The organism is Bacteroides sp. AM23-12 (assembly GCF_003434395.1).
In the GTDB taxonomy this organism is placed as follows: domain Bacteria; phylum Bacteroidota; class Bacteroidia; order Bacteroidales; family Bacteroidaceae; genus Bacteroides; species Bacteroides thetaiotaomicron.
In genome coordinates this window covers 13417-28123 of record NZ_QTLF01000011.1, presented here as the reverse complement: position 1 = coordinate 28123, position 14707 = coordinate 13417, and the positions used below count along the sequence as shown (strand labels likewise).

Here is a 14707-nt window from a genome sequence, read left to right as displayed (position 1 = left end):
TCTGTTGCACTGATTGTCTTCTATATCCCTACTTTCGCATCAGATAATAACCAATTAAAATTATTGAACGATGAGAGATGCGGAAAAAACAGTAGGGAACATGATTGATAAGCTGAAAACGGCCTTTATCGGTTCCATAGACAGTGAAGGATTTCCTAATATGAAAGCTATGTTACAACCCCGAAAGAGGGAAGGGATAAAGACGATTTATCTGACTACAAATACTTCGTCAATGCGTGTGGTCCAATATCGTGAGAACAATCATGCCTGTATTTATTTTTGTGATACGCGGTTCTTTAGAGGGGTGATGCTGCGCGGTACTATGGAAGTGCTGACCGATCCTGCCAGTAAGGAGATGATATGGCAGGAAGGGGATACGATGTATTATCCCGAAGGAGTGACAGACCCCGATTATTGTGTTTTAAAATTTACAGCGATTTCCGGAAGGTTTTACAGTAACTTTAAGTCGGAAAGTTTCACTGTTGAATAGAATCAGTAATAATGGTTGAACAACCCGTAATTTATCTACTGTCAGATGTATGTTTCTTCCTTAATTTTGTACTGCAATAAGATCAATTCGACTATCGATCTTGTTATTGATAGGTATATAGGTATTGAATATAATAATTAAAAGTACATTTATGGAAACAATAAGATTGAACAACGGTGTTGAAATGCCGATTTTAGGCTATGGTGTATATCAGGTGACTCCTGAAGAGTGTGAGCGCTGTGTGCTGGATGCTATTAGTGTCGGTTATCGTTCTATTGATACAGCACAGGCATATTATAATGAAGAAGGAGTGGGTAATGCAGTCAGGAAATGCGGGGTACCACGTGAAGAACTGTTTATCACCACGAAAGTATGGATTTCGAACGGTGGATACGAAAAAGCAAAAGTTTCTATTGACGAATCCTTGCGTAAGCTCCAAAGTGATTATGTTGATTTGCTGCTTATTCATCAGCCTTTCAATGATTACTATGGTACATACCGTGCCATGGAAGAGGCTTACAAGGACGGAAAAGCTCGTGCCATTGGCGTCAGCAATTTCTATCCGGATCGTTTTATCGACCTGGCGGAATTTTGTGAGATTAAACCGGCGGTGAATCAAGTTGAAACACACGTCTTCAACCAGCAAGTGAAACCGCAGGAGATTATGAAGAAATACGGTACGAAGGTCATGTCATGGGGACCATTTGCGGAAGGACGCAATAATTTTTTCTCTAATGAAGTATTGAAAGCAATTGGAGAACGGTATGGAAAATCGGTTGCACAGGTAGCTCTGCGCTTTCTTATTCAGCGTGATATCATCGTTATCCCGAAATCGACTCGCAAGGAACGCATGATAGAAAACTTCGATGTATTTGACTTCACCTTGTCTGCAAAGGATATGGAAGAGATTGCCGGACTCGATAAAAGAGAAAGTCTGTTCTTCTCCCATTATGACCCTGAAATGGTTAACTTTCTGATTAATTTATAATAGAGAGAATATGTAGGCGGAAGATGTTTAGAAAAGAATCGTCAGGAAAGATTAATCTCTTCTGACGATTCGGAATATTGGAACGTAGCGAAAAATGGAACTTTATTATCCCAATGTTCTCCGTATGTTTTGTCTATTTGGGTATGAGGCTATTTTTATATCTAATGTTAGTTATCCGGTAATTGTTAAACTTAACCTTGCTTTTATTACTCCGGACAGAATCCGTTTTTATAAAACAGATAACTTTTTTCTATTGCTTCGGCTGTATCAGCTTCTAATGCATATAGTATTTCCCTGCAAAATTCCAGTTGTCCGGTTCCGTTAGCGGTTATGATCTTTCCATCTCTTACAGCTTGCTGATCAACGTAGTTCGAATCACCTGTATATCTCTCTCCGACATGTTGTTTCAGATAATCGATTGTATTACTCGTATGCTTTACGTTATTGAGAAATCCATGCATAGCAAGGAAAACGGAAGCATTGCATATTCCGCCAACCACTTTCTTATCTTTGATAGCTTTTTCTACCAGCGGGACTATTAATTCAGCTTCTGGTGAAAACCAGCTCATGCCGCCAATTAATATCAGACCTGCATAATCTTCCGGCATATCTTTCAAATCATAATCAGGCAATACTCTGAATCCCCCTATTGAAGAGACAGGCTCTTTGGTTATAGACAAGGTTTTCACTTTATAAGGAACAGGACTTCCGGGCATAACACCCTGATTTAGGCAGGCAGCTATAAATGCGCCTTCCCAGTCGGCGAACTCATTTAATAATACAAAAATTACTTCTTTCATATATCATTCTATTTTCTTTATGTATGCAAAGGTGCTATTTAAAATTGAATAACCCAGATGATGCAGTGAATTATTATCTTTTTTATATATGACTTTATAGGTCTGATGTCCGATGGCGGGTAACAGAATGTTTAAGATATCCGTCAGTCTTAGTCGTAGACTGTAGCTGTTAGCGATCTTGGTTTCGTGTAATGCATAAAAAAAAAGTCTTTGATTATCAATGTAATCAAAGACTTTTTTACTTTCTTAAGAAGCGGTGCGTACGGGACTCGAACCCGTGACCCCATGCGTGACAGGCATGTATTCTAACCAACTGAACTAACGCACCAAATATTAAAGACTAATTCATTTTATTTCTCTTTGCTTCTTACTTAAAAGAAGCGGTCCGGACGGGACTCGAACCCGCGACCCCATGCGTGACAGGCATGTATTCTAACCAACTGAACTACCGAACCAGAATTTCATTTTGTTAATCTGCATCTCTCTCGATTGCGGGTGCAAAGGTAGTTGTTTTTTGTAAATCTGCAAATGTTTTGATGAAACTTTTTTCCAATAAAAAGCAAGAAAAAAGCTTAGTGTCTCATTTTGAGTACTTTTATAATGAAAAAAAATATTAGTTTTTTCTTCAGTCAGGATGGTGACACTATCCGGTCGTCATAGTGACACTATCACGATGGGATAGTGTCATTATCCGGAGGCGATAGTGTCACTATCCTGAAGTTTGTCATCTTCTTCTTTGGAAATAGTCTTGGATATCTTTCTATCTGTAAGAAATCACCGTTTTTATATCAACTTTCTGCTTGAATAATTCGTAGTTTTGCAATAAATCGTTATTTTTGCGCACTAAAATTAGATAGGTGGAAGAATTTCCGCCCGGAATAGTAAATTAGTAAAAAGAATGATGACTACAGCCAAACTGTTATTGCACTGTCCCGACAAACCGGGAATCCTCGCGGAAGTGACAGACTTTATTACGGTAAACAAAGGAAATATTATCTATCTGGATCAGTATGTAGACCATGTGGAGAACATCTTCTTCATGCGTATAGAATGGGAATTGAAAGATTTTCTGGTTCCGCAGGAAAAGATTGAAGATTATTTCAGAACGCTATATGGGCAGAAGTATGAAATGGATTTCCGTCTTTATTTCTCGGATGTGAAACCGCGTATGGCTATATTCGTTTCTAAAATGTCTCATTGCCTGTTCGATATGTTGGCTCGCTACACGGCAGGAGAGTGGAACGTGGAGATACCTCTTATTATAAGCAACCATCCGGACTTGCAGCACGTGGCAGAGCGTTTCGGTATTCCTTTCTATTTGTTCCCCATCACCAAGGAGACCAAAGAAGAACAGGAACGCAAAGAAATGGAATTGCTTGCCAAACATAAAATTACATTCATCGTGTTGGCACGTTATATGCAAGTGATTTCCGAACAGATGATCAATGCGTATCCAAATAAGATTATCAATATCCATCATTCCTTCCTACCGGCATTTGTGGGGGCAAAACCTTATCATGCCGCATTCCAGCGTGGAGTGAAAATTATCGGTGCGACCAGCCATTATGTGACGACTGAGCTGGATGCAGGTCCGATCATCGAGCAGGATGTAGTACGCATTACACATAAGGACTCTATAGAAGATCTTGTAAATAAAGGAAAGGACCTGGAAAAAATTGTTCTTTCGCGTGCGGTACAAAAGCATATCGAACGTAAGATTTTGGCTTATAAAAATAAAACAGTAATATTTAGCTGATGAAAGTAGCAGTTGTAAAATACAATGCCGGGAATATCCGTTCTGTGGACTATGCTCTGAAGCGGTTGGGAGTAGAAGCAGTGATTACTGCCGATAAAGAAATACTTCAATCTGCCGATAAAGTGATTTTCCCCGGAGTAGGAGAGGCGGGAACTACCATGAATCACCTGAAAGCAACAGGGCTCGACGAACTGATCAAGAATCTGCGTCAGCCTGTGTTCGGAATTTGCCTCGGTATGCAGCTGATGTGCCGGCATTCTGAAGAAGGTGGGGTGGACTGCCTGAATATCTTTGATGTAGACGTGAAGCGTTTTGTTCCGCAGAAGCATGAAGATAAAGTGCCGCATATGGGCTGGAATACGATTGGTAAGACAAACAGCAAACTGTTCGAAGGATTCACCGAAGAAGAGTTTGTCTACTTTGTACACAGTTTCTATGTGCCGGTTTGTGACTTCACTGCTGCTGAAACCGATTATATCCATCCGTTCAGCGCGGCATTGCATAAAGATAACTTTTATGCCACCCAGTTCCATCCGGAGAAAAGCGGGAAGACAGGTGAAAGGATTCTGAGGAACTTTCTGGATCTCTAATAAACGTTGCAACAGTTTATAATAAACTCCGCTATAGTTTATAATAAACTCGGTCATCGTTTATAATAAACTATTTCCGTCTTTTCGGAGAAGAAGAAAAGGACAGGTATAAGAAGATGGAGTGAACAGCTAAAATAGTAAATCGTAAATGATCAAATTGTATATAAACAGATGATAGAAATTATTCCAGCCATTGATATTATTGACGGGAAATGTGTACGCCTTTCTCAGGGAGATTACGATAGTAAGAAGGTCTATAACGAAAATCCGGTGGAAGTAGCCAGGGAGTTTGAAGCGAACGGGGTTCGCAGGCTTCATGTGGTAGATCTGGACGGAGCCGCTTCTCACCACGTAGTCAATCATCGGGTATTGGAGCAGATTGCTACGTGTACCTCTTTAATAGTAGATTTTGGCGGTGGAGTAAAGAGTGACGAAGATTTGAAAATAGCTTTTGAAAGCGGTGCTCAGATGGTGACAGGCGGAAGCGTTGCCGTGAAAGATCCGGAGCTGTTCTGCCATTGGCTGGAAGTATATGGCAGTGAGAAAATAATCCTCGGAGCAGACGTCAAGGAACATAAGATTGCTGTAAACGGCTGGAAAGACGAAAGCGCCTGTGAGCTTTTCCCATTTCTCGAAGACTATATAAATAAAGGTATTCAGAAAGTTATTTGTACTGATATTAGTTGTGATGGAATGCTGAAAGGTCCTTCTATAGATTTGTATAAAGAAATGCTGGAGAAGTTTCCGAATCTCTACCTGATGGCTAGTGGCGGAGTGAGCAATGTGGATGACATAATCGCCTTGAATGAAGCCGGAGTTCCCGGAGTCATCTTCGGTAAAGCATTGTACGAAGGGCATATAACGTTGAAAGATTTGCGTATATTTTTATAATCAGGAGTGCTAAAATGAAAGGAAGAACCCTGTTATAATGAAAAATAAGGAAGCAGGTTCTCGGATTAGTAGAATCTAAATTGTCAAATAGTAAATAAGATAGAATTGTGTTAGCAAAAAGAATCATACCCTGTCTGGATATAAAAGACGGACAGACCGTAAAAGGAACGAACTTTGTCAATTTGCGCCAGGCCGGTGATCCGGTAGAGCTGGGGCGGGCTTACAGCGAACAAGGAGCAGATGAACTTGTGTTTCTGGATATTACCGCAAGTCATGAAGGACGTAAGACTTTCACGGAACTGGTAAAGCGGATTGCTGCCAATATCAATATCCCGTTTACCGTGGGCGGTGGCATCAATGAATTGAGCGATGTAGATCGCCTGCTGAATGCCGGAGCGGATAAGATCTCGATCAATTCTTCCGCCATTCGCAACCCTCAGCTGATTGATGACATTGCCAAGAACTTCGGTTCTCAGGTTTGTGTTCTGGCAGTAGATGCCAAGCAAACAGAAAACAGCTGGAAGTGTTATCTGAACGGCGGGCGTATCGAAACCGATAAAGAATTGCTGGCATGGACCAAAGAGGCTCAGGAGCGTGGAGCAGGCGAAATCCTGTTTACGAGCATGAACCATGATGGGGTGAAGACCGGTTATGCGAACGAGGCGCTTGCTTCCTTGGCCGATCAACTCTCTATTCCCGTGATCGCTTCGGGTGGGGCAGGGCTGAAAGAACACTTCCGTGATGCTTTTTTAGTAGGAAAAGCAGATGCGGCGTTGGCTGCCAGCGTTTTTCATTTCGGAGAAATTAAAATTCCCGAATTAAAATCGTATCTTTGCGGCGAAGGAATAACCATCAGAGGGTGAGGCGGCATGGGCTCACACAAACGGTATAGTAAATTGAAATAGTAATTAGAACTTAATATAAGATGGAATTGGATTTCGATAAGATGAACGGACTTGTTCCGGCTATCATACAGGACAACGAGACACGCAAAGTCTTGATGCTGGGCTTTATGAATAAGGAAGCCTATGATAAAACGGTGGAAACCGGAAAAGTAACTTTCTTCAGCCGTACCAAAAATCGTCTTTGGACGAAAGGAGAAGAAAGCGGCAACTTCCTTCATGTGGTATCTATCAAAGCGGATTGTGACAACGATACCCTGTTGATCCAGGCAGATCCGGCAGGTCCTGTTTGTCATACAGGCACAGATACTTGCTGGGGTGAGAAAAACGAAGAACCGGTTATGTTCCTGAAAGCATTGCAGGATTTCATTGACAAACGTCACGAAGAAATGCCCCAAGGTTCTTACACCACCAGCCTGTTCGAATCCGGAATCAACAAGATCGCTCAGAAAGTAGGTGAGGAAGCTGTCGAAACAGTGATCGAAGCTACGAATGGAACAAACGAACGTCTGATCTATGAAGGAGCCGACCTGATTTATCACATGATTGTATTATTAACTTCAAAAGGCTATCGGATCGAAGACCTTGCACGCGAATTGCAGGAAAGACATAGCAGTACATGGAAGAAGCATTAATTCAATATAAAAACGTAGAAATCCATCAACAGGAACTCTGTGTACTGAGCGATGTCAATCTGGAATTGCACAAAGGAGAGTTCGTCTATCTGATCGGGAAGGTAGGTTCGGGGAAAACGAGCCTGCTCAAAACCTTTTACGGCGAACTGGACGTAATCGACGGCGAAGCGGAAGTGCTGGGCTATAATATGCGTTCAATCAAACGCAAGCATATCCCTCAGTTGAGAAGAAAGCTGGGAATTGTGTTTCAGGACTTTCAGCTGCTGACGGACCGTACCGTTTACAACAATCTGGAATTTGTGCTTCGTGCCACTGGCTGGAAGAACAAACGGGAAATTCAGGAAAGAATAGAGGAAGTGCTCGACCTCGTGGGAATGTCCAACAAGGGCTATAAACTCCCCAACGAACTTTCCGGCGGCGAACAGCAACGCATCGTGATCGCACGTGCCGTGCTCAATTCTCCGGCTATTATCCTGGCAGACGAGCCGACCGGAAATCTGGATGTGGAAACAGGCAAGTCCATCGTTGAATTGTTGCACAACATCTGCGAATCCGGTTCGTCCGTAGTGATGACGACGCACAATCTGCAATTGCTGAAAGAATATCCCGGCAGTGTATACCGCTGTTCCGAACATCGTATAACGGATGTGACAGATGAATACATGCCCAGACAGAGAACAATAGAAATAGATTTAAATATAGATAACTAAAACAGTAACGAAAATGAAAGTTTTAAAGTTTGGAGGAACTTCCGTGGGTTCTGCTCAGCGGATGAAGGAAGTAGCCAAATTGATTACCGATGGTGAACAGAAGATTGTTGTCCTTTCTGCAATGTCAGGAACAACAAATACATTGGTGGAAATTTCGGACTATCTGTATAAGAAGAATCCGGAGGGTGCCAACGAGATTATCAATAAGCTGGAATCAAAATATAAACAGCACGTTGATGAGCTTTTTGCAACTCAGGAATATAAACAGAAAGGTCTGGAAGTCATCAAGTCTCACTTCGACTACATCCGCTCCTATACTAAAGACCTTTTCACTTTGTTCGAAGAGAAAGTGGTTTTGGCACAGGGAGAGCTTATTTCTACGGCTATGGTCAACTTCTACCTGCAGGAATGCGGTGTGAAGTCCGTATTGCTTCCGGCTTTGGAATTCATGCGTACTGACAAGAACGCGGAACCGGACCCTGTATATATTAAGGAGAAACTGCAGACACAACTGGAACTGTATCCGGATATGGAGATTTACATCACACAAGGTTTCATCTGCCGCAATGCTTACGGTGAGATAGACAACCTGCAGCGTGGTGGCAGCGATTACACCGCATCCTTGATCGGTGCTGCCGTAAAGGCTTCCGAAATCCAGATATGGACGGACATCGACGGTATGCACAATAACGACCCGCGCATTGTGGACAAGACAGCTCCGGTTCGTCAGCTGCATTTCGAAGAAGCAGCCGAGCTGGCTTACTTCGGTGCAAAAATCCTGCACCCGACTTGCATCCAGCCTGCTAAATATGCCAATATACCTGTACGTCTGCTGAATACAATGGACCCGGATGCTCCCGGAACACTAATTTCTAATGACACGGAGAAAGGTAAGATTAAAGCCGTAGCTGCCAAAAACAATATTACAGCTATCAAGATCAAATCAAGCCGTATGTTGCTTGCTCATGGTTTCCTGCGTAAAGTATTCGAGATTTTTGAAAGCTATCAGACTTCTATTGACATGATCTGTACCTCAGAGGTCGGTGTATCTGTTACAATAGACAACACCAAGCATCTGAACGAGATTCTGGACGACCTGAAAAAATACGGTACTGTCACTGTTGACAAGGATATGTGTATTATCTGTGTAGTAGGTGACCTGGAATGGGAGAATGTCGGTTTCGAAGCTAAAGCGCTTGATGCGATGCGGGACATACCTGTGCGAATGATTTCCTTTGGAGGAAGTAACTACAACATTTCCTTCCTTATCCGGGATTGCGATAAGAAGACGGCGTTGCAGTCGCTGAGCGATATGCTTTTCAACAACAAATAATTCCACAAATAATACGAGCGCTTTTATTGATACTGATAAAAGCGCTCTTTTTAACTAACTAAACAAGTTTCTTGAATTATGAAAGGAATATTTCCAATCGATAAATTCCGTACTTTGCAGACACCTTTCTATTATTATGATACGAAAGTGCTGCGTGATACATTGTCGGCTATTAACCAAGAGGTTGCCAAATATCCTAGCTATTCCGTACATTATGCCGTGAAGGCGAATGCCAATCCGAAAGTACTTACCATTATCCGTGAAAGCGGAATGGGAGCAGACTGCGTGAGTGGCGGAGAAATCCGTGCCGCTGTCCGTGCCGGATTCCCTGCCAATAAAATCGTTTTTGCCGGAGTCGGGAAAGCGGATTGGGAGATCAACCTCGGACTGGAATATGGCATCTTCTGTTTCAATGTAGAGTCTATCCCCGAACTGGAAGTCATCAACGAACTGGCTGCCGCTCAAAATAAGATCGCTAATGTCGCTTTCCGTATCAATCCGGATGTCGGGGCGCATACGCACGCCAATATCACCACCGGTCTGGCTGAAAACAAATTCGGTATCAGTATGCAGGACATGGACAGGGTGATCGATGTGGCTTTGGAAATGAAGAATGTAAAATTCATCGGTCTGCACTTCCATATCGGTTCACAGATATTGGATATGGGCGATTTCATCGCTCTTTGTAACCGGGTGAATGAATTGCAGGACAAGCTCGAAGCCCGCCGTATTCTGGTAGAGCATATCAATGTCGGTGGTGGTCTGGGCATTGACTACGGTCATCCGAACCGCCAGTCCGTTCCGGACTTCAAAAGCTATTTTGCTACCTATGCCGGACAGCTGAAACTGCGTCCTTATCAGACATTGCACTTTGAATTGGGACGTGCGGTGGTAGGACAGTGCGGCTCTCTGATATCGAAAGTGCTGTATGTAAAGCAGGGAACGAAGAAGAAATTTGCCATCCTCGATGCAGGTATGACAGACCTGATTCGTCCGGCTTTGTATCAGGCTTACCACAAGATGGAAAACATTACTTCGGAAGAACCTGTAGAGGCTTATGACGTAGTAGGTCCGATCTGTGAATCATCAGACGTTTTCGGTAAAGCGATTGACCTGAACAAAGTGAAGCGGGGGGACCTGATTGCACTTCGTTCCGCAGGTGCCTACGGTGAGATTATGGCATCCGGATACAACTGTCGTGAACTGCCGAAAGGATACACTTCGGACGAGCTGGTGTAAATAAAATGTGAATGTAGTTTAAAAATGCAGGGAGCTTGGAACAATTTTAACTGAAATCTTGTTATTTTTGTAATGAGTTCAAAAGAAAACTACATTAACAACTTAATAAAAATATACGATTATGATTTCAGAAAAATTACAGAAAGCAATCAATGAGCAGATCACTGCTGAAATGTGGTCTTCTAACCTGTATCTGGCAATGTCTTTCTACTTTGAGAAAGAAGGTTTCAGTGGCTTTGCACATTGGATGAAGAAACAATCTCAGGAAGAAATGGGACATGCTTATGCAATGGCCGATTACATCATCAAACGTGGCGGAACTGCTATAGTTGACAAGATTGATGTGGTTCCCAATGGCTGGGGTACTCCGCTGGAAGTGTTTGAACACGTTTACAAACACGAATGCCATGTATCTGCATTGGTAGACAAGCTGGTAGATGTGGCTGCTGCTGAAAAAGATAAAGCTACTCAGGATTTCTTGTGGGGATTTGTCCGCGAACAGGTAGAAGAAGAAGCTACTGCACAGGGAATTGTGGATAAAATCAAGAAAGCTGGTGATACCGGTATTTTCTTTGTTGATTCACAACTGGGACAACGCTGATAATGATCTGAAAAATAGAAAATTATATAAGAGAAGCTGTTTGGGTTTATATTCAGACAGCTTCTTTTTTTATCTTACTTATCAACTTCCCTGCCGGGCTATTTCTTTATCTTTCCTTTTTCCATAGCTCCCAGATAAATCTCCAGCGAGCGGGTAGAAATCTGTATTTCGCGGAAGGATACACCCAAAGAAGCGATTAACAGTATCAATGCCAGTCCGAATACATAAACCGATAACAACTGCAGTCCGATGTAAATAAGAAACATACTGACTACACAGAAAAAGAGGCTTGCTATCCCCAGTCCCTGCATCGTGCGTGTCAGATTCAACCGTTTCCTCAAATTCTCGATTTGTGCTACCGTGATATCCGTAGGATTTTCCATATAGCGGTCCCGCAACTGTCGCACCAGCTGCGCATACGATAAAAAACGATTGGTATAAGCCAGCAAAATCAGCGAAACAGCCGAAAAAAGCAAAGCAGGAGTAGTGAGCGTAAGTTCTTCCATCTTGAAAAATAGGTAATAGGTAATAAATAATAGGTAATAAGTAATAGGTAATAAGTAATAGGTCATGCGGGTAAAGCTACCGGCAGCTACGATTATTACCTATTACCTATTACTTATTACTTATTTCAAGGTTCCCAGTTCTTTGCCAACCTTAATAAAAGCAGCGATACATTTGTCGAGGTGTGCTTTCTCGTGTCCGGCAGAGATTTGTACACGGATACGTGCCTGTTCTTTCGGAACGACCGGATAATAGAATCCCGTCACATAAATGCCTTCTTCCTGCATGCGTGCGGCATAAATCTGAGAGAGTTTGGCATCATACAACATAACGGCGCAGATGGCACTTTGTGTCGGTTTGATGTCAAATCCGGCAGCTGTCATTTGGTCACGGAAATAGTTTACATTCTCTACCAGCTTGTCATGCAGCGCATTGCTTTCTTTCAGCATCTTGAATACTTCGAGACTTGCACCGATGATACCCGGAGCCAACGAGTTGGAGAACAGATAAGGACGGCTGCGCTGACGCAGTAAGTCGATGATCTCCTTGCGGCCGGTGGTAAATCCTCCCAATGCGCCTCCGAAAGCCTTGCCCAGTGTTCCCGTATAGATGTCTACGCGTCCGTAAGTCTTGTACAGTTCGCTGACGCCGTGGCCCGTAGCGCCAACCACACCTGCAGAGTGCGATTCGTCCACCATTACGAGTGCATCATATTTCTCGGCCAGGTCACAGATCTGATCCATAGGTGCTACATTTCCGTCCATAGAGAATACACCGTCGGTAACAACGATACGGAAACGTTGTGCCTGAGCTTCTTGCAAGCATCTTTCCAGATCCTTCATATCCGCGTTGGCATAGCGATAGCGTTTCGCTTTGCAAAGACGTACGCCGTCGATGATAGAAGCATGGTTCAGAGAGTCCGAGATGATGGCGTCTTCTTCGCTGAAAAGCGGTTCGAACACACCTCCGTTGGCGTCGAAACAGGCTGCATACAGAATGGTGTCTTCTGTCTGGAAATAATCAGAGATAGCAGCTTCCAGTTCCTTATGTATATCTTGCGTTCCGCAGATGAAGCGGACAGATGACATACCAAATCCACGGCGCTCCATCATTTCTTGAGAAGCTTTAATCAGACGGGGGTGATTGGACAGTCCCAGATAGTTGTTGGCGCAGAAATTCAGCACTTCTTTTCCTTTTACAGTGATGGCAGCTTGCTGCGCACTTTCGATCAGTCGTTCTTCTTTGTAAAGTCCGGCTTCCTTAATTTCAGCCAGTGTCTGGCTGAGGTGTTCTTTCATTTTACCGTACATAATGTTTGAGTGATTAAGTTAATGGTGCAAAGGACACGATTTTTCTTGGAATAAACAATATCTTTTTGATTTAAATCTGAAAAAAAAGTGCTTACTTTGCGCACTATTTAGCTTAACACTTTTATTTAAAAGGAAAAATGAAACACATTTTGATTATTGGAGCCACCGGACAAATAGGATCCGAGTTGACGATGGAGTTACGCAGGCGTTATGGAAACACAAACGTAGTAGCAGGTTACATCCAGGGTGCAGAGCCCAAAGGAGAGTTAAAAGAGTCGGGACCGTCGGCAGTTGTCGATGTAACGAATGGTGAAATGATTGAATCGGTGGTGAAGGAATACCACATTGATACCATATATAATTTGGCTGCACTGCTATCGGTGGTGGCTGAGTCCAAGCCGAAGCTAGCCTGGAAAATTGGTATTGACGGACTGTGGAATGTTTTGGAAGTGGCGCGTGAGCAGGGATGTGCGGTATTTACCCCCAGTTCTATCGGATCGTTCGGTGCAAGCACGCCTCATACACAGACACCACAGGATACTATCCAGCGTCCCCGTACTATGTATGGAGTCACCAAGGTAACGACAGAGTTGCTGAGTGACTACTATTTTAACAAATACGGTGTTGACACACGTGCTGTCCGTTTCCCGGGCATCATTTCGAACGTGACCCCTCCGGGAGGAGGAACCACCGATTATGCTGTCGATATTTATTATTCGGCAGTAAGAGGAGAAAAATTTGTGTGCCCTATCAAAGAAGGCACTTTAATGGATATGATGTATATGCCGGACGCGCTGAACGCAGCAATCATGCTGATGGAAGCAGATCCGACCAAGCTGATACACCGCAACGCTTTCAATATCGCCTCTATGAGTTTCGACCCTGAGACGATTTTCCATGCCATCAAGAAGCATGTGCCCGCGTTCGAGATGATCTATGATGTAGATCCTTTGAAGCAGCGCATAGCCGACAGCTGGCCCGATAGTCTGGATGACACTTGCGCCCGCGAGGAGTGGGGGTGGAAGCCGGCTTACGATCTGGAAAGCATGACGGTGGATATGCTTGAAAAGCTAAGAGAGAAACTGAAAAAATGAAAAAACTAATTGCGGGGGTTCTGGTGCTCACTATCCTTGGTTCCTGTGGAAACAAGAAAACGAACATCGACCCCTTTGCATCTATCACTCAAGAGGTGGATTCTATCCGGCACAAAGCCGATTCGATCCATCAGGAGGAATTGCCGGAAGAGCCCAAACCTACAGAAGCGGACGAATCTTTCGACGATTTTATCTATAATTTTGCTTCCGATGATGCCTTGCAGCGTCAGCGTGTCAAGTTTCCGTTGCCCTATTACAAGGGAGATGAGAAAACCAATATCGAAGAACGCAACTGGAAGCATGATGACTTATTTACCAAACAGCATTATTATACGCTCCTGTTTGATAAAGAAGAAGACATGGATTTGGTGGGGGACACCTCACTGACCTCCGTTCAGGTGGAATGGATATTCGTGAAAACCCGAATGGTGAAAAAGTATTATTTTGAGCGTATCAAAGGGGCATGGATACTGGAGGCTATCAATCTGCGCCCTGTTGAGCGGAATGAAAATGAAGACTTTGTGGAGTTTCTCAGTCATTTTGCTGCCGACAGCCTTTTTCAAAGCCGGCGTGTGCAGGAGCCTCTGGCTTTTGTCACCTCAGATCCGGACGATGACTTCTCTATTCTGGAGACTTCTCTTGATTTGAACCAGTGGTTTGCTTTCAAGCCGGCATTGCCTACAGACCGCCTTTCGAATATCAATTACGGACAGCGGAATGATGATAACTCGCCGACAAAGATTCTCGCCTTGAAAGGAATCGGAAACGGCTTCTCTAATATTCTATATTTCAGGCGGAAAGCAGGCGAATGGCAACTGTATAAGTTTGAAGATACCAGTATTTAGCAACGAAAAAACGGAAGAT

At 43.3% G+C, this 14707-nt stretch carries 16 protein-coding genes and 2 tRNA genes; 13 read left to right on the top strand and 5 right to left on the bottom strand.

The genetic code is table 11. The annotated features are described in order from the left end of the window. Positions 1 to 70 precede the first annotated feature (70 nt). Both DW640_RS11555 and DW640_RS11550 read left to right on the top strand, forming a co-directional pair. Positions 71 to 490 carry a pyridoxamine 5'-phosphate oxidase family protein gene (locus DW640_RS11555; protein ID WP_008762393.1) on the top strand — a complete coding sequence of 140 codons (420 nt, stop codon included), beginning with the start codon at positions 71 to 73 and terminating at the stop codon, positions 488 to 490. Between the two features lie 151 nt (positions 491 to 641). Further along, positions 642 to 1478 (top strand): aldo/keto reductase, encoded by an 837-nt coding sequence (locus tag DW640_RS11550; protein WP_048697733.1) that lies wholly within the window; start codon positions 642 to 644, stop codon positions 1476 to 1478. 206 nt (positions 1479 to 1684) lie between these two features. Here the strand turns inward: DW640_RS11550 and DW640_RS11545 are convergent, their stop codons facing one another. The 3 genes from DW640_RS11545 to DW640_RS11535 all read right to left on the bottom strand — a co-directional run bounded on the left by DW640_RS11545 (position 1685) and on the right by DW640_RS11535 (position 2733). Further along, positions 1685 to 2278, bottom strand: coding sequence for a type 1 glutamine amidotransferase family protein (locus DW640_RS11545; protein WP_008764908.1), 594 nt, complete (start codon positions 2276 to 2278; stop codon positions 1685 to 1687). Positions 2279 to 2532: 254 nt separating this feature from the next. Beyond that, positions 2533 to 2606 (bottom strand) — tRNA-Asp (locus DW640_RS11540). A gap of 53 nt (positions 2607 to 2659) precedes the next feature. After that, positions 2660 to 2733, bottom strand: a tRNA-Asp gene (locus DW640_RS11535). Between the two features lie 443 nt (positions 2734 to 3176). Here DW640_RS11535 and purU point away from each other — a divergent pair. The 9 genes from purU (at position 3177) to DW640_RS11490 (ending at position 10935) form a co-directional block, all read left to right on the top strand. Further along, positions 3177 to 4034 carry a formyltetrahydrofolate deformylase gene (purU, locus tag DW640_RS11530; protein WP_008762395.1) on the top strand — a complete coding sequence of 286 codons (858 nt, stop codon included), beginning with the start codon at positions 3177 to 3179 and terminating at the stop codon, positions 4032 to 4034. Next, complete coding sequence (gene hisH / locus DW640_RS11525; protein ID WP_008762396.1) at positions 4034 to 4624, top strand: imidazole glycerol phosphate synthase subunit HisH; 591 nt, start codon at positions 4034 to 4036, stop codon at positions 4622 to 4624. The genes purU and hisH overlap by 1 nt, the downstream gene beginning before the upstream one ends. A gap of 171 nt (positions 4625 to 4795) precedes the next feature. After that, entirely contained in the window at positions 4796 to 5515 is a 720-nt protein-coding gene (gene hisA, locus DW640_RS11520) for a 1-(5-phosphoribosyl)-5-[(5-phosphoribosylamino)methylideneamino]imidazole-4-carboxamide isomerase (RefSeq protein ID WP_117578172.1), read from the top strand. A gap of 107 nt (positions 5516 to 5622) precedes the next feature. Then, positions 5623 to 6378, top strand: coding sequence for an imidazole glycerol phosphate synthase subunit HisF (hisF, locus tag DW640_RS11515; protein ID WP_117578170.1), 756 nt, complete (start codon positions 5623 to 5625; stop codon positions 6376 to 6378). 62 nt (positions 6379 to 6440) lie between these two features. After that, the gene (hisIE, locus tag DW640_RS11510; protein ID WP_008762399.1) at positions 6441 to 7052 is read left to right on the top strand and encodes a bifunctional phosphoribosyl-AMP cyclohydrolase/phosphoribosyl-ATP diphosphatase HisIE; all 612 of its coding nucleotides are present in this window, start codon (positions 6441 to 6443) and stop codon (positions 7050 to 7052) included. Next, a complete protein-coding gene (locus DW640_RS11505; protein ID WP_008762400.1) occupies positions 7037 to 7762 on the top strand; it encodes a cell division ATP-binding protein FtsE in 726 nt (241 codons plus the stop codon). Before hisIE ends, DW640_RS11505 begins: the two co-directional genes overlap by 16 nt. A gap of 13 nt (positions 7763 to 7775) precedes the next feature. Beyond that, positions 7776 to 9095, top strand: coding sequence for an aspartate kinase (locus tag DW640_RS11500; RefSeq protein ID WP_008764912.1), 1320 nt, complete (start codon positions 7776 to 7778; stop codon positions 9093 to 9095). Between the two features lie 78 nt (positions 9096 to 9173). Further along, a complete protein-coding gene (gene lysA / locus DW640_RS11495; protein ID WP_008762402.1) occupies positions 9174 to 10334 on the top strand; it encodes a diaminopimelate decarboxylase in 1161 nt (386 codons plus the stop codon). Between the two features lie 121 nt (positions 10335 to 10455). Further along, entirely contained in the window at positions 10456 to 10935 is a 480-nt protein-coding gene (locus tag DW640_RS11490) for a ferritin (RefSeq protein WP_008762403.1), read from the top strand. 98 nt (positions 10936 to 11033) lie between these two features. Here the strand turns inward: DW640_RS11490 and DW640_RS11485 are convergent, their stop codons facing one another. Continuing rightward, positions 11034 to 11441, bottom strand: coding sequence for a DUF2721 domain-containing protein (locus tag DW640_RS11485; RefSeq protein WP_008762404.1), 408 nt, complete (start codon positions 11439 to 11441; stop codon positions 11034 to 11036). 120 nt (positions 11442 to 11561) lie between these two features. Beyond that, complete coding sequence (kbl, locus tag DW640_RS11480) at positions 11562 to 12749, bottom strand: glycine C-acetyltransferase (RefSeq protein WP_008762405.1); 1188 nt, start codon at positions 12747 to 12749, stop codon at positions 11562 to 11564. Positions 12750 to 12886: 137 nt separating this feature from the next. On the opposite strand from kbl, the gene DW640_RS11475 reads away from it, so the two are divergent. Both DW640_RS11475 and DW640_RS11470 read left to right on the top strand, forming a co-directional pair. After that, positions 12887 to 13843, top strand: a complete 957-nt coding sequence (locus tag DW640_RS11475) for an NAD-dependent epimerase/dehydratase family protein (protein ID WP_008762406.1) — start codon at positions 12887 to 12889, stop codon at positions 13841 to 13843. Then, positions 13840 to 14688, top strand: a complete 849-nt coding sequence (locus tag DW640_RS11470) for a DUF4348 domain-containing protein (protein ID WP_117578168.1) — start codon at positions 13840 to 13842, stop codon at positions 14686 to 14688. Before DW640_RS11475 ends, DW640_RS11470 begins: the two co-directional genes overlap by 4 nt. Positions 14689 to 14707: the final 19 nt, after the last annotated feature.